This window comes from Porphyromonas vaginalis (genome assembly GCF_958301595.1).
GTDB classification, from domain to species: Bacteria; Bacteroidota; Bacteroidia; order Bacteroidales; family Porphyromonadaceae; genus Porphyromonas; species Porphyromonas vaginalis.
In genome coordinates, this window is record NZ_CATQJU010000001.1 from 1,319,757 (window position 1) to 1,341,210 (window position 21,454).

14 protein-coding genes and 1 pseudogene are annotated in these 21,454 nt (G+C 53.4%); 6 read left to right on the top strand and 9 right to left on the bottom strand.

All coding sequences use genetic code 11. The features are described 5' to 3' along the window. Window positions 1–365: 365 nt before the first annotated feature. The 7 genes from Q2J34_RS05250 to Q2J34_RS05280 all read right to left on the bottom strand — a co-directional run bounded on the left by Q2J34_RS05250 (window position 366) and on the right by Q2J34_RS05280 (window position 12,558). Complete coding sequence (locus Q2J34_RS05250; RefSeq protein ID WP_300969469.1) at window positions 366–2,849, bottom strand: TonB-dependent receptor; 2,484 nt, start codon at window positions 2,847–2,849, stop codon at window positions 366–368. A gap of 457 nt (window positions 2,850–3,306) precedes the next feature. Further along, window positions 3,307–5,568, bottom strand: a complete 2,262-nt coding sequence (locus Q2J34_RS05255; RefSeq protein ID WP_300969470.1) for a fimbrial protein — start codon at window positions 5,566–5,568, stop codon at window positions 3,307–3,309. Between the two features lie 4 nt (window positions 5,569–5,572). Next, window positions 5,573–7,036, bottom strand: coding sequence for a hypothetical protein (locus Q2J34_RS05260; protein ID WP_300969471.1), 1,464 nt, complete (start codon window positions 7,034–7,036; stop codon window positions 5,573–5,575). A 48-nt stretch (window positions 7,037–7,084) separates the two neighbouring features. Further along, the gene (locus tag Q2J34_RS05265) at window positions 7,085–8,113 is read right to left on the bottom strand and encodes a FimB/Mfa2 family fimbrial subunit (RefSeq protein WP_300969472.1); all 1,029 of its coding nucleotides are present in this window, start codon (window positions 8,111–8,113) and stop codon (window positions 7,085–7,087) included. Window positions 8,114–8,121: 8 nt separating this feature from the next. After that, window positions 8,122–9,597 carry a hypothetical protein gene (locus tag Q2J34_RS05270; RefSeq protein WP_300969473.1) on the bottom strand — a complete coding sequence of 492 codons (1,476 nt, stop codon included), beginning with the start codon at window positions 9,595–9,597 and terminating at the stop codon, window positions 8,122–8,124. Between the two features lie 10 nt (window positions 9,598–9,607). Then, complete coding sequence (locus Q2J34_RS05275) at window positions 9,608–10,213, bottom strand: DUF3575 domain-containing protein (RefSeq protein ID WP_300969474.1); 606 nt, start codon at window positions 10,211–10,213, stop codon at window positions 9,608–9,610. A 470-nt stretch (window positions 10,214–10,683) separates the two neighbouring features. Continuing rightward, window positions 10,684–12,558 (bottom strand): heavy metal translocating P-type ATPase, encoded by a 1,875-nt coding sequence (locus tag Q2J34_RS05280; RefSeq protein WP_300969475.1) that lies wholly within the window; start codon window positions 12,556–12,558, stop codon window positions 10,684–10,686. Window positions 12,559–13,149: 591 nt separating this feature from the next. Between Q2J34_RS05280 and Q2J34_RS05285 the strand changes: the two genes are divergently transcribed. From Q2J34_RS05285 to Q2J34_RS05300, 4 genes are all read left to right on the top strand, one after another. Continuing rightward, on the top strand, window positions 13,150–14,082 hold the full coding sequence (locus tag Q2J34_RS05285) for a decaprenyl-phosphate phosphoribosyltransferase (RefSeq protein WP_300969476.1): 933 nt from the start codon (window positions 13,150–13,152) through the stop codon (window positions 14,080–14,082). A 12-nt stretch (window positions 14,083–14,094) separates the two neighbouring features. Beyond that, entirely contained in the window at window positions 14,095–14,685 is a 591-nt protein-coding gene (locus tag Q2J34_RS05290; protein ID WP_298889573.1) for an HAD-IB family hydrolase, read from the top strand. Next, a complete protein-coding gene (locus Q2J34_RS05295; RefSeq protein ID WP_298889575.1) occupies window positions 14,669–15,874 on the top strand; it encodes a DUF6080 domain-containing protein in 1,206 nt (401 codons plus the stop codon). The genes Q2J34_RS05290 and Q2J34_RS05295 overlap by 17 nt, the downstream gene beginning before the upstream one ends. 768 nt (window positions 15,875–16,642) lie before the next feature. Next, window positions 16,643–17,680 carry an IS110 family RNA-guided transposase gene (locus tag Q2J34_RS05300; protein ID WP_300969477.1) on the top strand — a complete coding sequence of 346 codons (1,038 nt, stop codon included), beginning with the start codon at window positions 16,643–16,645 and terminating at the stop codon, window positions 17,678–17,680. Window positions 17,681–18,001: 321 nt separating this feature from the next. Here the strand turns inward: Q2J34_RS05300 and Q2J34_RS05305 are convergent, their stop codons facing one another. Then, window positions 18,002–18,583: a Maf family nucleotide pyrophosphatase gene (locus tag Q2J34_RS05305; RefSeq protein ID WP_298887649.1), complete on the bottom strand. Its 582-nt coding sequence runs from the start codon at window positions 18,581–18,583 to the stop codon at window positions 18,002–18,004. Next, window positions 18,580–19,362: a Rossmann-like and DUF2520 domain-containing protein gene (locus tag Q2J34_RS05310; protein ID WP_298887651.1), complete on the bottom strand. Its 783-nt coding sequence runs from the start codon at window positions 19,360–19,362 to the stop codon at window positions 18,580–18,582. Before Q2J34_RS05310 ends, Q2J34_RS05305 begins: the two co-directional genes overlap by 4 nt. A gap of 279 nt (window positions 19,363–19,641) precedes the next feature. Here Q2J34_RS05310 and Q2J34_RS05315 point away from each other — a divergent pair. Beyond that, window positions 19,642–19,737: pseudogene (locus tag Q2J34_RS05315) on the top strand (NAD-dependent epimerase/dehydratase family protein); the annotation flags it as partial. 18 nt (window positions 19,738–19,755) lie between these two features. Then, entirely contained in the window at window positions 19,756–21,030 is a 1,275-nt protein-coding gene (locus tag Q2J34_RS05320) for an oligosaccharide flippase family protein (protein ID WP_300969478.1), read from the top strand. Window positions 21,031–21,454: the final 424 nt, after the last annotated feature.

The window sequence follows — 21,454 nt, forward strand, 5'->3', positions numbered from 1 at the left end:
TGTTGATTTCTTATTTGTTAATGTCTCTGTCGGCTGACCTGGTTCGTCCGTAGGTCAGACGCTTACATCACATAGGTATCAAACATTGTGCCACAAAACTATTCCTTGCGACATTATGTCAAAGTGCCACCAAATCCAAACGAAAAATATACGAGACGTGTAGCCCTGTGTAAGGACGCACGGTCGTGTTTAGCGAGAGGGCGTCCGTTGTGTCAAAGCGATAGGAGTAACTCGTTGTAGGGGCGGACCTGCGTGTCCGCCCGCAGGTCATACTGCGCTTCAACGATAACGGGCGGACACGCAGGTCCGCCCCTACAAAGGGTCACTCGGGAGATTGCTACCTCGTCCCGTTATTCCCCAGCGAATTAGAAGCGGACGATGAGCGAGGCGTCGTACTGGCGTCCCGTCAGGTAGTTGGGTACGGCGTACTGGTTGCGGTAAGCGTCCGAGAGCCAGTAGTAAGAGCCGATGTTGGTCATGTCAAAGAGGTTGAAGACATTCACCCCGATCGAAACCTTGCTAAGTGCTTGTAGCCAGCGCCACGCACCGGGCTTTGCCTCAGCACGATCCCACAGCGTGTACTGCATACCGATGTCGACACGCTTGTAAGGCTTGCCACGGAAGAGGGGACGACCAAAGCCCTCGGCAGCATTGAGCTGAGGAAGTCCTCCCGTTAGCACGCCGCGCAAGCTGAGCGTGATACGCTTGTAGCCGGGGAAGTAGTCCTGGAAGAAGAGCGACAAGTTGTAGTCTGGCACGTGTGGTAGTGGCATCTCGCCATAACCCTCGATGGTCTGCCGGCCACGCATCAGCGAGGCGGTAAGCCACGAGTCTACGTCTGGGACAAACTCTCCAAAGAGCTTGACATCTAGCCCCACGATGTAGCCGGTGCCCAGGTTTTGACCTAGGTAACGCTGCTTGACATTGTCCACATAGTAGGGATTGATGCGAAAGAGATGCTTGTAGTAGCCCTCGGCAGTGAGGCGAAACTTGCGATCCGCCACGAGGAAGTTGTAGTCCACACCGACCAAGGCTTGTGCCGATCCTTGCGAACGCACCTGATCATTGAGCAGTACCGACTGATTGCCCATAGCGTCAGCCTCGATGATACGTATCTCCTTGTAAAAGGGACTCTGGTAGTAAAGTCCTCCAGCTGCTCTCACCAAGAGGTCGGATAGCTCCTTCGGTCGCCACGAAGCGACTAGACGAGGCGAGAAGTCCGCCTTCTTATTGAACGACCAAAAGCTTCCCCGCACGCCAGCCGTCAGGTGATAGCTTCCCGAGGGCGTCTGCCACTGCATCTCATCTTGCAGGTAGAGCGAGGCACGTGCCGAGCGTAGCGAGACGTTGGAGTAGAGATTGCTCTGCATCTTGATCAGATCGGGGTCGCGCGGCAGGTTATAGCCAGCCGAGTCGAGCTTGACCCACTCAGAGATGTAGTCCGCTATCTGCTCGCCTCGTAGCTCCGCACCCCACATGAGGCGATGCGTCTCGCTGAGACGCTGATTGCCACTATAAGCGAGAGCCGCGACTGAGTAGCGGAGTAGGTTGCGGGCATGCTCATGGTTGACACCTGTGGCGAGGAGCTCCTGCTTATCCGATCCAGTCGTTGGGTCAGCCTCCTTCTGCAGATAGTAAGCACCCGTTATGTCGTAGCTCTCCCGCTCATTGCTGTTGTAGAGGCTCAGATCTAGCCTGTGCGCGCCTCGACTGCTGGGACGCCAGTGTAGCATCAAGGCTCCAAAAAGGGTGGAGAAGCGATCCCGCTCCTGTCCGTCGAAGTAGACGGTAAAGTGCTTAGCGTTTTGCAGGGAGCCGACAGTCGTCTCACGCTGCTGCGGGCGAAAGCGGTACTGCGTCCAGGAGTAGTAGCCGATGCCCTCGATGCGCCAGCGATCATTAAAGGTGTAGGTCAGATAGGTCTGCGCATCCGCATAGAAAGGGTTGTACTCCCCGCGGGTCTCCATCTTAGAGAGCAGCTGCTGCGTGGTACGCGTGCGGATGCCTGTGACATGGGTAAAGCGCCCATGCTTGCCCCCCACGTAGAGACTATTATTCATCAATCCGAGGGTGACAGCACCCTCGAGCTTAGTGGGGCGCTTGTACTGTATGTCTAGTACTGAGGAGAGCCGGTCGCCATAGTGCGCATCGAAAGCTCCCGCCGAAAAGTAAACCCGCTCCACCAGATCGGTATTGACAAAGCTCAAACCCTCTTGCTCCGCTGAGCGCACCAGCAATGGGCGGTACACCTCGATACCGTTGACGTAGACAAGGTTCTCATCGAAGCTACCCCCACGCACATTGTACTGCGTGCTCAGCTCGTTGTGCTGCGTGACCCCCGCATAGGTCGCCACCATCGACTCGATGCTACGTGTCGGCGAAGCCTCCATGGCGAGCGTCTGAGTCGTAATCCGCTCCATACTGGGCGGACGCGCCTCGCCCCGCACTGTCACGGTACCTAAGGCTATAGCACTCTCACCCAGCATCGGGTTAAAGTGCATGTCTCGTGAGATACCCTGTGGGTACACTTGGCGCACCGTCTGATAACCGATAGAGCTGTAGGCGACCACCACGCTGTCGGTCGTCGGGGTCAGCTCCAAGCGGTAAGCACCCGTCAGGTCGCTCCAGGTGCCGATGCTCGTCCCCTCGACACGTACCGAGGCAAACTCGATCGGCTCACGGTCACGATCTAAGACGTAACCCGTGAGCGCCACGCGGCGGGGCGTCGCGACGGCCGTCGTGTCGGTCGTTGCGCCGGTCGGCTGACCTGTCGTCTGGCCGTAAAGAGCCAGCACGCTACCCTGTAGTAGGAGGCAGAGCAGTAAGACGATGTGGTAAAGTGATCTCATCGCTTACAAAGGTAGACAAAAGTCGCAAGCTATGCGCCATGAATAGGGTGTGCAAACTGTCGGGACGAAGCAATCCCTGTGGAGGGACGAAAATCTCCCAAGCGGGGTGGGACGAAAACTTCCCATCAGTTTGAAACAGCACTTCCGGGGGAAATGCGGCTCCTAGGGAGGGCATCTCCTGACATGAGACTATTGCAAAAGTCAACAGTTTCACAATCTTGCCTGCAAGATTGTCCAGACTTTGCAGAAAGGATGAAGCGCAAGGCGCTGAGGGTGAGGTCTGAAGGGAGCATACATCCGTATGTGACCGAAGCCGAATCCCGAAAGCAACACAGCGATTCGCCTTTATGCAACGGTCTCGACATATAGCAGAGGCGGTGCCACCCCGCGCTGGGGAGACACCGCCTCACTGTATCTATTTCGTGTAGCCTCGCTCGGAGACTAACGATCTAGGCGACTACTTGTCACTGAAGAGACGTACAGGGAAGAATCTATTTATCTCCCTAGTATACTTACCTCGATTAGCATCTGCATAGCCGTTGGAGTGACACTCTGCTTCACCCAGAATGGCAGTATGCACATAGCGCTTATTCCCTGGCTTTAGGTTTTTGTCTCGTGTATCATCAAAGAAAACACGTCCAAAGAAGTAGCTCAGATTGTTTACGTCCCGATACTTGTCTTGGGGGGTCGTATCGAAGTACTCATCGATAGAGCCGACTGCATAGAAGTTGCGAGTGACATCTTGCTCTGTATTGGCGTTCCAAAAGTCCTCGTTTGCGATTTCTTTTATAGTTCCATTCCAGTTAGCACCTAGATAGCGGCTTGTGACCTTGTAGTAAGAGGAGACCTTACCATTGATATTTGGCTTGAAGTCGCCTATCCACTGATATCGATATGCCATAACAAGCAGTTGCTTATATCCCTTGTTGGAAGACTTAAAGCGTAGTCCATAGGATACGTTGTTTGCTTTGTCCGTTCGATAGTCTGACTTGACAGTAACAATTGCAGCATCAGCTCCTTGCAAGGCTACAGCCCAGCAGGGCAGTGACATATACTCTACGGCATTATCTACAGGCCCTGAGTTCTTACCAACACTATATGTCGTAAGACCTGGTTTGGTATTGCGGAATGGGAATAAGCTACAAAGCTCGTAGTAATGGTAAGGAATATGATACTTCTCTCCCGCTACTGTAAGGTCAGCGTTCTTCTGAGCAAATTCTAGGGTCTTAAAGTATCCCACATTTTTGATGTCGGTCTCATCCGTGGCGAACTTAAACTCCTCGCCTTCGGTATGAGGCGCTAGGTAATGCTCGGAGACATACTCTAGAGGCATCTTAAAGCGACCATGCTTGACGGTCAAGTTCTTGATGGTAGCCCCAGAGTAGTTCTTAGCGACGAGAGGAATCTCCTCAAAGCCAGGCAGAGCGAGCTTATTCCCTTTGAGTACGGGGACATAATCGTCCATAGCTGGTATTGAGAGCTTGTAGCTGTGTGATATCTTGCCCGTCTTAGGATCTGTCGTTGGATTACCTAGATCTGTAAGTGTAGCATTGATCGTGTTGTCAAAACCCTCTGCAAAAGCTAGTGTGCCTGGCTCAATGTATCCTCCTACAGTGATGGTTACCTCACTGGCTCCTTTAGTTGTCGTGTAGACATCTTCGGGAGAGTTGATTAGGTAGGGCGTCATGTAGGGAGCATTGGAGATCTGAGCTGAGAAGTCTACGTAGAAGGGTCTGAGGATGTTGTCTTCTGAGTAGTTGATACCCAGCTCGCTGTCATTCCAGTCGACCACCTTGACGGTGTACTGGAACTGGCCAAACTTCATCGTTGGATCTTCGGGCTCGTGCGAACCGCTAATATCATGTAGCAGGATGATGTTGTAGAGGTGGTTGCGCTTGATGACGAAGTTCTCTAGACGTACCGTCTCAGGCTTAAGTTCTATACCATTGTAAGTAGCCTCAATGGTAAAGAAGGTTTCATTGCGCACGTCAGTTTCATAGCCGTAGATGGTTGCTGCGAGAGTATTCTCCTTAAAGAGTGAACCATCGTATATCTTTTCATTCTCCGTAGCCTCAATGCCGTCCATCTTGCCAACCTGAGCGAAGAGGTGAGACTGGACACGGCGCTTGCCAAAGGTTACCTTCGTAATCTTCAAGCCTTCAATATTGTTGTAGATATCAAAGCGGGCAGCGACACGAACCAGCTTGATCGGACCTAGGTTGGTAGACTCCTTTGACTTGACGGTCACGTTCTGACGCTCTGATGTCATGAGGAAGTTTGTTGCTTGATTGTTCTCACCAGGAGTCTGAGTAGCAACGAGCATCCCTAGATCATCGGGGGTAGAGGGCCCCTCCATCAGTTTGGCTACAAGTGCATCGTTAGGGTTGGCAACGAGGAAGAAGTAAAACTCGCCACTCTTCTCATTGTCAAACTCAAACTGACCTCCGCCTTTGTCTGTACACTTGATGGTCTTGTAGTGCAGACCAGAGGAAGTCCTATAGACGACCGCATAGAGGCTCTCTATCTTGCGCTCACGATCTAGTGCTGGCGTGGGACGTGTCGCATTTTCGTTACCGACAGCACGGAGTGAAGACTCAATGCTGAATCGTACGGTATTGCCTGCGCCCTCGTCCATCTTAAGTCCAGCTTCTCTACTACAAGAGATTAGGGCGAGTGATAGTGCTAGGAGGGCTACTATATAGTTTATTGTGTGTTTCATTATATTACTTCTTATATGCCGTGTTTACATAGTCCTTGTCATATACGACAGTGAGTATACACTTGATCTCTGGTGCAGCATCACTGGTTATCTCATATACCGCAGTGCGCTTGTCAAAAGATGCGCTCTCAGCCGCTTTCTCAAAGTCAACCACAAATAGTCGCTCAATGTCGAGAATGTCTTTCTTTAGCTCGTGAGGCGTGTTCTCTGCATCTGCATTAAGAGGCTTAATGGTGTATTTCGTGTGATTCTTAAAGCGATTGCTGAGCTCGAAGTCAAAATGTCTTGGCTTGCTTGTGTAGAATGTATGATTGAGATAATCATACTTGAAAAATTCACACTCAATAGTTCTAACCATCACTACATCTAAGACGGGCATATAGTGATTGAGGTGAACTGCATTCCACGGTGTATCCTCAATGGAGAAGACTAACTTGCTATCTGGCTCGAGTGGCGTGTTGTCACCGAGGATGATTCGGTAGAGATAGTTTCTCTTGATATTGACAGGCGTGTAGGTGGCACTCGTGCGAGTGAAGGGAATGAGGTACTTGACCTCTTTGCCATTGACGAGCTTGCCCTCGACAACGATTGTCGTGGCATTTGCCTTGTCAGCCTCATTCTCGGGCTGGGGACCCTCGTAGAGGTAAAAGGCTTTCTTGAGTTCCTTACCCTCAGCACCTGCGATACCAGTGAAGGGGTTGGGAAGGTCGGCAAAGCCTGCGCTCATCTTTACCTTCTGCGCATCAGCGGGAGCCTGATAGGTTGGCTCACCAGCCGCATTCTTCGTGGGGAAGGTAGTGGTGCGGTCGTAGGTGTTCTCGACGTAGATCTTGGTGATGGTTAGGTTGGGCACGTGGTTCGACACATCGACACGGGCTACGGCACGAGTCAGGACGACTGTGGTTCCCTTGTTGGTACCCGTTAGGGCGATCAGCTCGGTATTGCCTTGCTTAGCTACGCCAGACATAGGGATGGTGTAGTCGGGGTCGGTGCCTGTGAGGATGTCCTTTGAGGTACCGTTCTCATTAAGCTGCTTGGTCATCAGGAGCTTCTCAAAGTCGGCACGGCTCATGCCCTCAGTGACGCCATCTATTTCATCGTTGGCGACAAAGAGGAAGCGGCTGGTGGTACCAACCTTGTCTGGGTCGAAGTCTTTCGTATAGCTATACTCGGCATCGCCCGTCTGCTGGAGCTTTAACATGTCAATCTGGTCAATGCTGAGGAGCTTGGAGCCGTCAGCGTTGAACTGATACATGGTTAGTGACTTGACGGTCCACTCAGGCTGATCATGGATAGCTGAGCGGTAGGTGACAGGCTCTCCTTGCGGCATCTGCAGCGTGAAGGTGAGCGAGTGCTTGCCCTCTGTGAGGGTTGGCTCTTCGGCACCCGTACTCCTATTACAGCCTACGAGCAGTGTGAGCATCGAGGCGAGTAAGAGTAGAGGCACGATTGCAATTGTCTTTTTCATACTCTAGTTTGTTATTGATTTCGTTATATACTAATTGATTGTGTGCAGTTACTGCGTGACTGTGCCACCAGGCACCCAGTCTGCGATGGTTCCCTTGAAATAGGGGAATAGGGTGACGCTACCATCATCATTGATGCGTAGCAAGATGCGGTAGATCTGCTCGGGTCTCTGGTCTGGTATCCAACCAAAGGAGCGGAAGGCGCGTGTCAAGTCTATCGGCTTGGTGATTGCCTCATCGCCGTGCCACACCTGAATGGTGGGGATGCGGTCGTTGAGATAGCGTAGCGAGATGAAGCTGCCCTCTAGTGTGTGGTTAAAGAGCTTGGGCTGCTCCTCGAGCTGTATGAGCTGTGGCGCGTGTAGCGGGAAGTCGTGCGTGACCTGCATCTCAGCGTTGATCGGCAGATGGAGGTTCGACTTCGCTGGGTCGAGGCTGTACTGCTCCGTCAACTCTGAGAGGCGTACGCTGTAACCATCGGCATAGGGCGGTACAGACTCCCAGATGACACTATAGTAAAGGTGCGTATGTATGTTGGCGAGATCACAGATGTAGTGATCGTTGGCACCTGGCTGTATGTCGATCGTCTTATAGTTCCAGAAGAGCTGGTCACCCTGCGGAGCGTAGTTGCCATCAGCGAGCTTGCGCAGCGTGAGTGTCATGTCAGACAGCTTGCTTCCTCTAGCTAGAGGATCGAGTAGCGTGTGCTCCTCAGTGGCATTACCCACGGTGAGGATCGTGTAGCGACCCACAGGCAGTCCCGAGAGGGAGAGCGTCTGAGGGGTAGCGGAGCTCTGTGACACCTCTTTGAGTAGGTTGCCGTGAGCGTCATAGAGGAAGTGCCTCATCTGCTGCACCTCAGTAGGGTACTCGTCCACACTCTGACGCACGTAGCGATACTCAAGGGTGACCTTGCTACAGCAGATGTCGCGCGGGTCTTGCGGTATACAGCTGGTCAGTAGCCCCATGCAGAGGAGTAGCAGACCTAGCACGGCACTCTGGTATAGCACTCTGGAGTGTCGCTTAGCTAAGCAGAGGAAGGGGGGCTTCCCTTGCGTTATACTCATTATACTAGTCATACGCTGCATTACAGAGCGAAGGCTTCTAGATTTTGACGAGCTACTGCAGCGTCTGTCGTGGTAAGAGCTTGGCGCAGGTATTGCTCCGCCAGCTGCTCATTGCCCGAGAGCATGTAGTAGACTCCTATATTATTGTATGCGGCAGGCTCCGCTTGGAGCGGCTGTAGTATCTGCCATGCCTCCGCGAGCTTACCCTCTAGGAGTAGCCGGCGGCTGTAGTTAAGCTGTGCACCGACGTTGGTCGGGTTGCAGGTCGCTGCTATGCGGTAGACCTCGTCAGCGTTGCGTCCCTGCTGCTCGTAAGCGGCAGCTATGCGGTTCAGCTCCGAGACGGATAGATCCTTCGGTCTGGTCTTCATAATCTCGATGGACTCCTCTAGGCTAAAGGCACGCATCTCATACTCTAGGCGTAGCGTAGAGCGACGCAGGGGTGGGTAGACGTTGCGTAGCAGGTCGCCATAAGTGGATAGCTTGGCCAGCTCCTCCTGACGACGCTCCGGTGTATAGTCAGCGCTCAGGATGGATAAGACATCCTCTTGGTCTGCACGACCTGTAGAGCGCCCGATCACCTCGCGTAGCCCTGTCCAGTCAGCACCCGCACCGATCACCTGGAGATTGCCAAAGAGCGTCTCGCCATACTGCTCTATGAGGTACTGCTTGATGCTCTGAGCACGACGCTCGGAGAGTCCCTTGTTGTGTAGCTCTGGTCCCTCGGGAGAGGCGTAGCCCGTGATGCTTCCGAGGACAACCTTGTAGCTCGTCGGATCTTTCAGGATAGGAGCCAAGGCGTTGCTCAGTGCTGTCAGCTGCTCGTTGTTTTGTCTGTAGTTAGGCAAAACCTCGGAGCGATCAAAGCGGTAGTTGATCCGCAGCTCGATCTCCTCTTGACGTCTCTTCGTTGGCTCGTCTTGAGCTGCTAGGAGCGGCGAGAGATTGTCCTCAGTGATGGTGATGCGGTCAGGCTTAGCCGGTGTCAAGGCGAGGAGCCCCAGCGGGTCAGTATCGCAGCAGTCCATACCGTAGTAGCGCATCTCTAGCGCTCCAGTAGCACCCTTAGGGAGTGCCTGCGTGACCTCATAGTTGATAGTGAGCGGCTCCGCATCGTGTTGCCCCGAGAGGGTAGCGACACCATAAGGACGGGTATTCATATACTCCTCGTGACTCTGGAGAGCCACCTCGCGCTCGTAGTAAGGAGCCTGCCACTTACCATTGAGGATCAAGTGTGGCAGGAGTATCTCTTCAGCCTGAGCCGTCTTGTAGACAGGCTGTATGAGGAGTGCTTTGCTCCGAGGGGTAGCATCTTGGGGAATGACTATTTGACAAGATACTGAGAGGACTCCAGCGTGGTTACGCACCTGCAGGCTCTCATACTGTATTGCATCGGTCCGGAAGCCACTCTGCGCTGTCAGCGTCACAGACGATAGGGTAGCGACGAGTAGCAGAGAGCTGAGACAACTTATTATATAGGTCGTAAATGTCTTCATAGGGCGTGTATTACTTCAGGTAGTAGATAATGTTGAGAGCAGCCTTGGTAGGAGCAAAGGACCCTTTGCTGCCCTGAGACTGTAGGGTGCCACAGGCACCGCACTCATACTGCTTGTAGCGTGTGTAGACGTAGCCAGCACCGAGAGATAGCTCTACGCCCCATCGCTTAGCAAACGCCCACTGGTAGCCCCACGAGAGACCCACCCCCACGAGGTCACCATCATAGCGACGATCCTTCAGCTGCTCGGGGAGAGGTAGCCCACCCACGTTGTAGGTAGCATAGATCCCATGCAGGCCGATGAAGTGCCGCTCGAAGGTTTTGCAGGGCCACCACTTGACCTCGGGCATGACCAGTAGGTGCATCGCCTTAGGGTTAGCATTGACCTGAGCCCCATTGGAGAGTGTTACTTGACGGTCACTGGGGAATTGCCATGGGTTGTACCCCACGAGGATCGAACCGCTCCACTGCGAAGCGATGCGAAAGTCCACACCCGCATTGAGTGTCGAGGTGGCTAGGTATAGCGTATTGACCTTGGCACCTACTTGCTGCGCTGACAGATGACCAGCGAGCGTGAGGAGCAGGCATACGAGCAAAGTCTTATAAAGGTTTCTCATAGACAAACTGTTTTTTTCTTAGGATGCTTCAAGCGACTCGCATAGTCTCTTGAAGCCTATCAAGCCAACGGAGGTGAGAGGGGCTATGTATCTAGCTCTGGGGCTGTATAGCATTTCTCGGAGAGGGCTCGTCTCAAGCACTCTGGGCGAGAAGTGGATTCGGCTGAGAGTCGAGGGTACACATTTCTAACAACCTACGGTCGTAACGGTTTTGCGTTTCGTAAACTCTCACGTTCGCTAAGGAGTGGGGAAGAACACTGTGTATGTATTTAAAAGAGGCTACGCACTCCTCTAGTGATCTCGCAACGAAGATACGACAAATAATCGAGTAAACCAAAAATCACTGATCTAAACCATGTGAGTTCTATAACGATCGGTCCTCTAGAAAGCACGAAGCCCGCTGCAGGAGCGCACTCGTCGTGCATCCTGGCAGCGGGCTATTCAGTCTTAGGAGTGAGACGAAGCTCGGCTTACTTGACTGGTCGTAAGGCGCGCATCGCGTTGAGCACGGCGAGGACGGTCACGCCTACATCGGCGAAGACGGCCATCCACATAGTGGCTACACCGAGCAGAGCCAGGAGCAGTACCAATACCTTGATACCTATGGCAAACCAAGCGTTCTGAAGGGCAATGTTGACCGTGTGTCGTGCGATGCGTATGGCAGTAGCGATCTTGAGCGTATTGTCGTCCATGATGACCACGTCGGCCGCCTCTATGGCAGCATCAGAGCCTAGTCCACCCATGGCGATACCCACATCGGCACGCGCTAGGACAGGCGCATCGTTGATACCATCGCCTACGAAGAGAACGGTGCCTCGGGCCGGCTGCTCGAGGATCGTCACGAGGCGTGCCAGCTTGTCCGCAGGCAGCAGATCCGCGTAGTACTCGGTGATGCCCACCTGCTGTGCTACCTCACGAGCTACCTCCACGTGGTCGCCTGTGAGCATAACCAGCTGGCGGATGCCTAGACGGCTCAACTCCTCGATCGTCTGGCTAGACTCCTCCTTGATCGTGTCCGAGACGACAATATGTCCCGCATAGTTGCCGTCGATAGCCGCATGCACGATAGTACCCGCATGGTCGCAGGGTTGCCACTGAGCACCGATAGACTCCATGAGCGCTACGTTGCCCACGTGAACTACGGAGCCGTTGACACGCGCCTTGACGCCTCGCCCGGCAAGCTCCTCGACCTCCTCGATAGAGCAGTCGTCCTGCTCGTTGGGGTAGGCGTTACGCAGCGAGGCAGCGATCGGGTGTGTGGAGTGACGCTCCACGTGAGCCACCATGTGTAGCAGGTGGTTCGCCTCGCAGGCTGTCGGATGCACCGCATTGGCGGTAAAAGTGCCTTTCGTCAGGGTGCCTGTTTTGTCAAAAAGGACGGCACGTGCCTTCGCCAAAGCATCCATATAGTTGGCTCCCTTGACCAAGATACCCGCCCGTGAAGCGCCTCCGATACCGGCAAAGAAGGAGAGCGGGATGGAGATGACTAGAGCGCAGGGACAGGAGATGACTAGGAAGGTCAGTGCCCTGTAAAGCCAGGTGGCGAAGTGCTCGGTGAAGCTTCCTGTCAGGAGGGGTGGAATGAAGGCGAGCAGGAGAGCGACAATCACTACGACGGGCGTGTAGACACGGGCGAAGCGACGTATGAACGTCTCGCTCCGTGACTTATGATCGGTGGCATGCTCGACCATCTCGATGATCTTAGAGGCGGTGGAGTCGCCCGCAGTCTTGGCAACGCGGACGGTGAGCAGACCCGATAGGTTGACACAGCCAGACATAACCTCGTCCTCGACGGTGACGCTGCGGGGTACGCTCTCGCCCGTGAGTGCGACCGTGTTAAGAGCTGAGGAGCCCTCGATAACGAATCCGTCCAGTGGAACCCGCTCACCAGGCTTGATGATGATCGTCTCGCCCACGGCTACTTCCTCAGGGGCAACCGTCTGCTCGACACCGTCGCGTAGCACGTTTGCCGTGTCGGGACGTATCTCGAGGAGGTGGGAAACGGCACGACGGCTCTTGCCCTCGGCATACCCCTCGAAGAGCTCGCCCAGCTGGAAGAAGAGCATCACAAAGACCGCCTCGGGGAACTGCGCCTCGGCTCCCGGCAGGAAGCCTATGCAGAGCGCGCCCACGGTGGCGATGCTCATGAGGAAGTGCTCGTCAAAGAGTTCGCCATGCGCCACGCCCTCGACCGCCTCGCCGAGCACGTCATACCCTATAATAAGGTATGGCACGAGGTAGACCAAGAGGAGCTGCCACATCGGGAGCGCGCAGGTGCGCTCCACGATATAGGCCCCGATGAGTAGCAGGGCTGTGAGTATGATACGTATTAGTTTCTTCTTCATAAGATATAGATGTACTGTTACGGAGGCAAAGGTAGAGCTATCTGGGTGCAACTCCGTTGCAAAAGTGCCGCCCCCCACAGTTTCCCAAAAACTTTCCACCTTTGGAAAAATAAATTTCCAACGCTGGAAAGTTTAGTTTCCTCCGTTGGAAAACTATTTTTCCTCCCTTGGAACTAAAAAGTTCCAAGAGGGGAACAACTTTTGGAACTCGTACATATCATGGAATCAGCGCAGTACGAAGAACTATTTTGTGGGGATGCTAGCCGTGACGATACCCTGTGGGGGCGCAGTAACACCAGTCAAGAGCTAACAGCCAAGAGCCAACAGCTAACGGACACAACGCTCGCCCTCCCACCAATACTCTCGTGCGTCCCTACAAATACTGCTGCTACAGCGTCTGATGTCTGAACTTTTCGTGTTGATGTGGTTTGTGTAGGGGCGGACCTGCGTGTCCGCCCACATAGCATACAACGCTCTGACGAGAACGGGCGGACACATAGGTCCGCCCCTACAAAGGGATACTCGTCTCGCTCTAACCTCTAACTTCTAATCTCTAACCTCTAATCTCTAACTTCTAATTTCTAAGTACCTTTGTGCAGACTCATTCCTCATCCTATCAACCGTCACTGCCAGATGAATCTCGCTACCTTACCACGTCTGCTACGTTGCGATCAGTGGATCAAGAACCTCTTTGTCCTAGCACCCGCCTTCTTCGGCGGAGTGCTCCTAGACTCGTCGCTCTGGGGTGGCTTGGTGGTGGCGTTTTTTGCCTTCTCGCTACTCTCCTCCTCGATCTACATCGTCAACGACATCGTGGATCAAGCGCGTGATCGCCTGCATCCTAAGAAACGGCTACGCCCGATAGCCTCTGGGGCGGTCTCGATACCGGTCGCGTGGACCATGGCCGCTCTCTTACTGATCCTTGCGGTGGCTCTGCCGCTGGCACTCCTACCTCGTGCACTCTGGTGTCAAACGCTCGGGATCATGGGTGGCTATTGGCTGCTCAACGTCTGCTACAGCTACTGGCTCAAGCGAATAGCGGTGGTCGACGTGGTCTCTATCTCGGTGGGCTTCGTGCTGCGGGTGCTACTCGGCGGTATCGTCGCTGGGGTGGTGGTCTCGGAGTGGCTCGTGGTGATGACGTTGCTCCTGTCGCTCTTCCTGGCCCTAGCCAAGCGACGCGATGACTACCTCCTCTACGAACGCAGTGGGGTAGCGATGCGACAAGCTATCAAGGGGTACAATCGCCCCTTCCTAGACCATACGCTGACAATGATCGTGGGCGTCCTACTCATCTGCTACCTCCTCTACACGCTCTCGGCCGAGGTGCATGCGGAGCCTGGCGGGGACTACCTCTACCTGACGGCACTCCCAGTGCTCGTGGGCTTGCTGCGTTACCTTCAGATCACACTCGTAGAGGAGCGAAGCGGGAGCCCTACGCAGGTGGTCTACCAGGATGCGATCATCGGCATCTGCGTCGTGGTGTGGGGTGTGCTCTTTGGGCTATTACGCTATGTGGTATAAAAGGGTAAGCGCGTGGATACGATAGCAATCTTTGACCTAGATGGTACGCTCACACGGCGAGACACGCTCTTGCCGTGGCTGGTGCAGATGCAGTCGCGCGGTTCGCTCGTGTGGCATCTGCCTTACTACCTCTATCAGTATGCTGCCTATCGGCTGAGCGGTGGAGCGGCTGATCGCTACAAAGAGCGCATCATTGGCACGGTGGTGCGTGGCTGGAGCTATGAGGAGGGCCTGCAGCGGGAAGTGGCTTTTGCAGATCAGATAGACCAGATGCTCCGCCCCGAGGCTATACGTCGGCTGGAGCAGCATCAGCGTGACGGACATCGGACGGTCTTGCTGACCGCTTCGACAGATCTGGCGGTCTCGTCGTGGGCTAGGCGTCGTGGCTTTGACCTGGTGCTGGCCACGGAGCTGGAGCTGGCAGAAGGCCTCTATACGGGACGTTTTGCCACGCCCAACTGTAAGGGCGCCGAAAAGGTGCGCCGGCTGGACTTAGCCCTCCCGGAGTGGCGAAAGGTCACAACATACGGCTATGGCGACAGCGCGAGTGATCGTGACTTCCTGGCACTATGTACGAAGCATTACTATGGGACTTTTGAATAGGCAGTTACTACGGCGGTGGCGGGTGGAGCTACTATGCCTGCTGGGTGTCTGGGCATTGCTCTCCGTTCTAGCACTCTATATTTATAGCACTGGGCTGCTGATGCCGCAGGATGACGCTATCGGTGCTTACCTCGGGTATGACAACTACTTCCGCTTCACGACGCGGGGCGGGGCGTGGGATGTGAGCCACCCGCTGATCACGCCGCTATACCTTATTAATAGGGCGCTAATGGTACCGCTCCTGGGCGAAGGGGGCGCACTCGTTGGCATACTCCTCGCCTCGGCACTCCTGATGGCTATTGCCGTGGCGGGATGCTGCGGTTATCTGCGGCATGTGGTGCAGCTCGATGCGAGACGCAGTCTGCTCCTCTCGGGGCTCCTCCTCTCCACCTTTACGGTGATGACGCTCTCCTTTACGGTCGAGAGCTATCCGCTCTCAATGGCGCTGCTCGTCTTATCCCTCCTCTGTCTGAGCGGTCAGCTGAAGCAAGAGAAACGCCTGTCGGGCTGGCATGCTACGCTCTGGAGCCTCCTGCTGGGTGGCGTGACGCTGACAAACTTTGCCAAGCCGCTCTCGCTGCTCCTCCTGAGCAAAGAAGAGTCGCTCTGGCAGCGGGCACGCAAAGTTTTTCTCCCGACACTCCTCCTGCTGGCACTCGTTGTGGCGGTGGGGTGGTTCTACCACCAGAGAGGGGGCGGACCAGAGGCCGAGGAATCGATGCTCACGGCTCAGGTCAACGATCTGCTACGCTTTCAGACAAGGTCGACCGATCTCGTGCCAGACTTCTTCGGTCATCCGCTCCTCATCAGCGATCTGGAGCTGCGTGAACTGCATGGCGAGACGGTGCTGAGACCTACGCCCTATGCTTGCTGGGCTATGGAGTTGCTTCCGTGGGGCGTGGTGCTACTGCTCCTCGCGATGATCTGGGTTGGACGACGCTACCCTTTGGCCTGGGCCATACCGCTCTACCTAGCGGTCGATGTGGCGGTGCATCTCGTCGGTGGCTACGGGCTAGACGAAGCGATTATCTTCGGGGGGCACTGGGTCTTCCTAGTGCCGATGGCGCTGGGCTGGCTCTACCGTGTGGTGCCTAGGCAGGCCTACCGATATATGGACCTCGTGCTGCTACTCCTATCTATATATATGTGTACCCACAACCTGTGGGTCATCTTACTACGCTTAGGCTGACAAGGCACGGATCGCGTGTAACGATGATACGTGTAACCCTTTGTAGGGAAGCTCGGTCGAGCGTCCGTTTGCTGTTGGCTTTTGGCCGTTAGCTCTTGGCTGGTGTTACTGAGCCCTGTAGGGACGCACGGTCGAGCGTCCGTTGTATCAAAACGATACGTGTAACCCGTTACGTCGCCCTGTAGGGACGCACGATCTGTGCGTCCGTTGTATCAAGGCGATACGTGTCCCCTTTACGTCACCATGTAGGGACGCACGAGAGTATCTAGTGGGAGGGCGTCCGTTGTGTCAAAACGATACGTCTAACCCGTTACGTCGACATGTAGGGACGCACGAGAGTATCTAGCGGGAGGGCGTCTGTTGTGTCAAAGGTTATGGTGTCGTTACACGTCACGGCTGGTTCGGGGACGGATGCACGATAGTGTCTAGTGGAATGGCGTCTGTTGTAGAACGAAAGTTACAGCATAGTCTCGCTGGTTCGGGGACGGACGCACTGATCGTGCGTCCCTACTTTAAGTTTGCAGAGTGAAAAGAAATCGACCCGAGAATAGGTCAGTTGAACGGGTTGTTTTTACCTTTGTTGTAGTAAGGTAAGGACAGCAACCAGAGGGTAATCTATCGTCCCTACGAGGCCTTGAGCCTAAGCTCTGTTAGAGACCCTCTGGAGTTCAGCTACTCGAGACTTATTAGAAAGAGAGGCCCAGAGCCTAATTAAAGTAATAGCCTAATGTAGCCTAGCTGCCTTATCAAATATTCAAGTACAAAGTTATGAAATACTTTTTCATCGGCATCGATGTATCCAAAGAGAAACTAGACGCCACAATGATTCACTACGAATCTGAATCAGACAGCGAGCAGCAGCTCGCCTACACTACAGTAGAAAACAACCCTAAGGGGTTCCGGAGCCTCGTCTCTTGGAGTAAGAAGAACGCTGGTCGAAGAGTCAAGACCGACACCATGCTCTTCTGCTGTGAGACTACAGGAGGATACGATCGCGCACTCTGCGACTGGCTCTACGGCAACGGCCTAAACATCTGGCGCGAAAGTGCTCTGCAGATCAAGCGCAGCATGGGTCTGCGCAAAGGCAAGGACGACAAAGCCGACTCAGAGATGATCGCTTACTACGCCCTACGCTTCCGCTCCCAAGCCACTCTCTATAAACCTCTGGACGGGAACATGCGTAGCCTACGTGACCTCTTTCTCTATAGGCAGTCTCTAGTTGCCGAGAGACAGGCTAAGATGGTTAGTTCCAAGGAAAAACAGCACATCTCTAGCAAGTCTAAAGTCGACAACTTCATCTACCGAGATGCTCAGAAGGGCATCGACATCCTGACCAAAAGCATCAAAAAGTGCGAGTGCCGAATGCTTGAAATCATCAAGGAAGACGAGGAGATGTACCGCAACTACCTGCACCTCATTTCCTGCAAAGGAGTGGGCCTCATCACCTCTGTCATGCTGATCATCTACACCGACAACTTCAAGAGCTGGAATGCCAAGAAGATGGCTAGCTACTGCGGTATAGCACCCTTCTACGAGAGCTCTGGGAGCTCAGTCTTTCACAAAGCCAACACAAGTGGCTACAGTAACCGACGGCTAAAAGGAATCTTGACCCAAGCAGCCCGAAGTGCCATAACTCATAACCCAACATTAAGACAATACTACCTACGCATGAAAGCCCAAGGCAAGCCCTACGGGGTCATCCTCAACAATGTCAACAATAAGCTCGTACACATTCTCTTCTCTTTAGTTCTGCACGACTGCGACTTCGAGCTGGACCACGAAGCGAAGAGAGCTCTTCGAGCCTAGTCCAAGGAAGGAAAGTCTCCGCTCGGGGAGCGCCCCCGCGGCAAGGGGTGGGAGCCCCCACCCCGCCGAGCGGTTCACCCGAAGAGAAGCGAGTCCTCCGAGTCAAGTTCAGAAAGGAAAGTCTCCGCTCCGGGAGCGCCCCGCGGCAAGGGGTGGGAGCCCCCACCCCGACGAGCGGTCCCCCGAAGAGAAGTAGACCGAGCTTGCGAAACGAGAAAAAACTTCGCTTTTTACTTGCACATGAACTTAGAAAGCAGGACGCAGTAAAATCAGTCAACAGCTATCAGCTAACGGCCAAAAGCTAACAGCCAACGGCCTTTTTTACGAGAAGAGGTCGGCGTCTTGTAGTACGCGGTAGAGGCGATGCACGGGGAGCCCCATGACGTTGTAGAAGGAGCCCTCGATGTGCGAGACTCCGATGTAGCCGATCCACTCCTGTATGCCATAAGCGCCCGCTTTGTCAAGCGGTTGGTAGCGCGCTACGTAGTGGTCTATCTCGCTGTCCGTAAGCTGTGCGAAGGTGACCAGCGTGTGGCTCGAGAAGGAGATTTGCCAATCGATCGTGGAGAGCGAAACGCCCGAGACGACCTCATGCTGGCGACCGCTCAGGCGGTGTAGCATACGACGAGCGTCGTCCAGGTCATGTGGCTTGCCGAGGATCTGCCCGTCGAGGAGGACAACCGTGTCGGCCGTGATGAGCAGTTCGTCAGCTTCTAGTGTGGGTAGTAGCTGCTCCGCTTTGAGCTGGGAGAGATAGAGCGGCACCTCTTCAAGAGGAAGCGTGTCAGGGTAGGCCTCGCTGTGTCCCTCGATGGTACGTATCTCAAAGGGATGGCCGAGTGTGGCGAGGAGCTCTTTGCGACGTGGCGATTGGGAGCCAAGGATCCAGCGGTAGGGTCTCATAGGGGATAGTCTTCTAGGATAGCTTCGGTGAATAGGTTGTAGATTTGCGATACCTCTTGCAAGTCGTCGGGTCGCTGCTCGAGGAGTGCCCGATGGCGAGCGATGGTCTCTAGATCGTGCCGGCGTGCGGGACCCGTCTGCGCGCTGTAAGGGTCGATGGTGGTTGCCTTGGAGGCGGTGCGCAGGATGAGTCCGTCGAGCAGGTCTGTGGGGAGGTCGGCCTGCGTCAGCAGACGGTGCGCGAGCGTGTAGAGGCGGTTGGTGCAGTTGGAGGCCAGCACGCCCGCGAGGTGTAGCCAGAGGCGTTGGTCGAGTGTCGAGGGGAGTGCCTCGACCTGCAGGAGAGCGTTCCACTGCTGGAGGGTGGTCAAGCCCTCGTCAGTGGCCAGTTGGTAAAGGATCTTTTGCCCCTCGAAGGGAACGATGACCTCCCGGGCAAAGCTGTTGAACGGGTACCAGACGCCATAAGCGCGTTGCCCGCTCAAGCACTCAATCGGGGTTACAGCGGAGGTGTGGACGACCAAGGCGCCGAGTGGCGGGAGTGCTGTGGCAACCTCACTGATGGCATGGTCGCTGACAGCGATGAGGTAAAGGTCCGCCGTGGGGAGCTGCTGCAGACTATCGGTGACGGGGCAGGCTAGTGCAAAGCGATCACGGAGTGCCTCGGCATGCGCCAGTTGACGACTGTAGATGCCACAGAGCGAAGCGGTAGCGTGGCTAGCCACTGCAGCCGCTAGGGAGGTGGCTACGCCTCCAGAGCCTATGAGAACGATCCGCATAAGCAATGACAAACTAAGAGATGTATCATGTCCCCAAAGGTACGAAATTAGCTGTTGGCCGTTAGCTTTTGGCTGTTGGCGGTTGGCTGTTAGCCGTTAGCCGTTGGCTTTTGGCTGTTAGCTTTTGGCTGTTAGCCGTTGGCTGTTGGCTGTTAGCTTTTGCCTGTTGGCTGTTAGCGGTTGGCGATTCTGCTTTGCCTCTTCCGATTGCGCAGAAATAGGTACATTTGCACTTGGATGTCAGAGAATCCTTTTTCAGCCCCCATCTTTTACACAAACATGAAACTACTAATCACTGGCGGAGCAGGCTTCATAGGCTCCAACCTCTGCGAGCACTTCCTCCGTGAAGGACACACCGTCCGCTGTCTTGACAACTGCAAATGATGTAGATAAATGACCTTACCGAAGTTCATATCCGAAAACATTCAGTTGGCAAAAAGACATGGGAAGATTGTAGAGAATACAATTGCCATGTCCCTTATCACGTTCTTGAATTCGAGTTTTCAGCTGATCATATATCCCTTTCTAATCCGAAAGGTGGGAGCTGAAGATTATGGGCAGTTTGCGTTTGCTCTTTCTATCGTCTCCTACTTTATGGTATTTGTCGGATTTGGCTTTGATATGATTGCTACGAAGTATATGGCGATAGCACACGAAGAGGGGGATAGCAAGGAAAAGAGTGCCATTGTTTCTAAGATATTCTCTGCAAAGATCTACTTGCTTATCCCGGCACTGGTCGTCTATACGCTACTTATTCTTGTGATACCTCGTCTGTACTCCTATAAAGAACTCTATTTAGCCCTTAGTCTCCTAGTAGTAAGCTATGTCTTTATCCCAGGGTGGTACTATCAAGCACTGCAAAACAACCGAATATACCTGTACATACAAATTGTATCTAAGGTTATACTGCTCTTCATAGTGCTGCTAGCTGTACGAGGAGAAAGAGGTATATATGTATACACATGGGTCTTTGCTATCACCTCCTTTCTAGGGTATCTTGTTTCCGCTCTTTACCTTGTGGTACATGACAAAGTGATCGTCTCCTTAGTCTCTTTGAGGAACACTCTGTCTTATTTTAAAGAGTCCTCGCATCTATTTCTCTCTAATTTCCTCTCCATCTTTAAGTCTTCTGGCATTTATATCGTCATTGGGACTCTCTTTGGCATGAAAGAGTTGACCGCTTTTGATTTCAGCTTTAGAATAACTCAAAACGTCCTCAATCTGACTAAGTCTCTAAACTTAGCTATATTCCCAAATATCGTGACCAACTACTCTGTAGATCGAGTAAAGCGAATCCTTAGAAAGGAAATCATTCTAGGGCTACTTATGACACTAGGGATTATTGCTATAGGCTGGCCCCTCATTATCATTATGGGTAATGGACCTATAATTGACATTGCCTATCCAGTCCTCGTGATTATGTCTGGTATGGTCTTTATTTGGTTCTTGTCTAGCTTTTTCATTGACTTGGTACTTATTCCCAGGGGTAAGAATCAAGCGGTCTTTTGGAATCAGCTTCTAAGTCTCACACTCATAGCCCTTTTTTCTGCAGTGTCATACTTTTTACGCTTACCTGTTTGGGCGTTTACTCTTGCGATACTTATTGCTGGGGGAGTTGAGCTTACCTTCCTTTGTTATGTCTCAAAGCTCTTTGCGAGTAGAAGGTGACTTTTAATACTTAAGAATAGCTTATATGAATAGCCTCTACACCTTCTACTCATGGACGGACATTATTGCTGTATTGTTCTACCTTATAGTCACGATTTTTTTATGCATGAAGCTGTCAAGTCATAGAAGTACATTCCTTCTACTCTCTATACTTCACTTCACGATGACTTGTTTTTACTACTACAATGGCACCGTTAGTATAGACGTTAGTGATTGTGCTATGTATTATAAGGTATCGTATCAGTATAGTGGCTCTTGGATTAGTATCCTTAGCATTAGGGAGAGTGTCTCCTTTATCTGCTTCCTTTGCTTACCCCTAATACATATTCTAAAGCTTAATTATCTCGGTTGCTTCATTACATTTTCTATCGTAGGTCTATTGGGCTGGTTTTTATTGTTCCGAGTGATCTTGGACGTTCTTGTT

Coding starts and splice junctions, on each gene's coding strand:
- Q2J34_RS05305 (WP_298887649.1), bottom strand. CDS start 18,583: ATGAGACCCTACCGCTGGATCCTTGGCTCCCAATCGCCACGTCGCAAA.
- Q2J34_RS05300 (WP_300969477.1), top strand. CDS start 16,643: ATGAAATACTTTTTCATCGGCATCGATGTATCCAAAGAGAAACTAGAC.
- Q2J34_RS05255 (WP_300969470.1), bottom strand. CDS start 5,568: ATGAAACACACAATAAACTATATAGTAGCCCTCCTAGCACTATCACTC.
- Q2J34_RS05250 (WP_300969469.1), bottom strand. CDS start 2,849: ATGAGATCACTTTACCACATCGTCTTACTGCTCTGCCTCCTACTACAG.
- Q2J34_RS05295 (WP_298889575.1), top strand. CDS start 14,669: ATGGGACTTTTGAATAGGCAGTTACTACGGCGGTGGCGGGTGGAGCTA.
- Q2J34_RS05260 (WP_300969471.1), bottom strand. CDS start 7,036: ATGAAAAAGACAATTGCAATCGTGCCTCTACTCTTACTCGCCTCGATG.
- Q2J34_RS05280 (WP_300969475.1), bottom strand. CDS start 12,558: ATGAAGAAGAAACTAATACGTATCATACTCACAGCCCTGCTACTCATC.
- Q2J34_RS05320 (WP_300969478.1), top strand. CDS start 19,756: ATGACCTTACCGAAGTTCATATCCGAAAACATTCAGTTGGCAAAAAGA.
- Q2J34_RS05275 (WP_300969474.1), bottom strand. CDS start 10,213: ATGAGAAACCTTTATAAGACTTTGCTCGTATGCCTGCTCCTCACGCTC.
- Q2J34_RS05265 (WP_300969472.1), bottom strand. CDS start 8,113: ATGACTAGTATAATGAGTATAACGCAAGGGAAGCCCCCCTTCCTCTGC.
- Q2J34_RS05270 (WP_300969473.1), bottom strand. CDS start 9,597: ATGAAGACATTTACGACCTATATAATAAGTTGTCTCAGCTCTCTGCTA.
- Q2J34_RS05310 (WP_298887651.1), bottom strand. CDS start 19,362: ATGCGGATCGTTCTCATAGGCTCTGGAGGCGTAGCCACCTCCCTAGCG.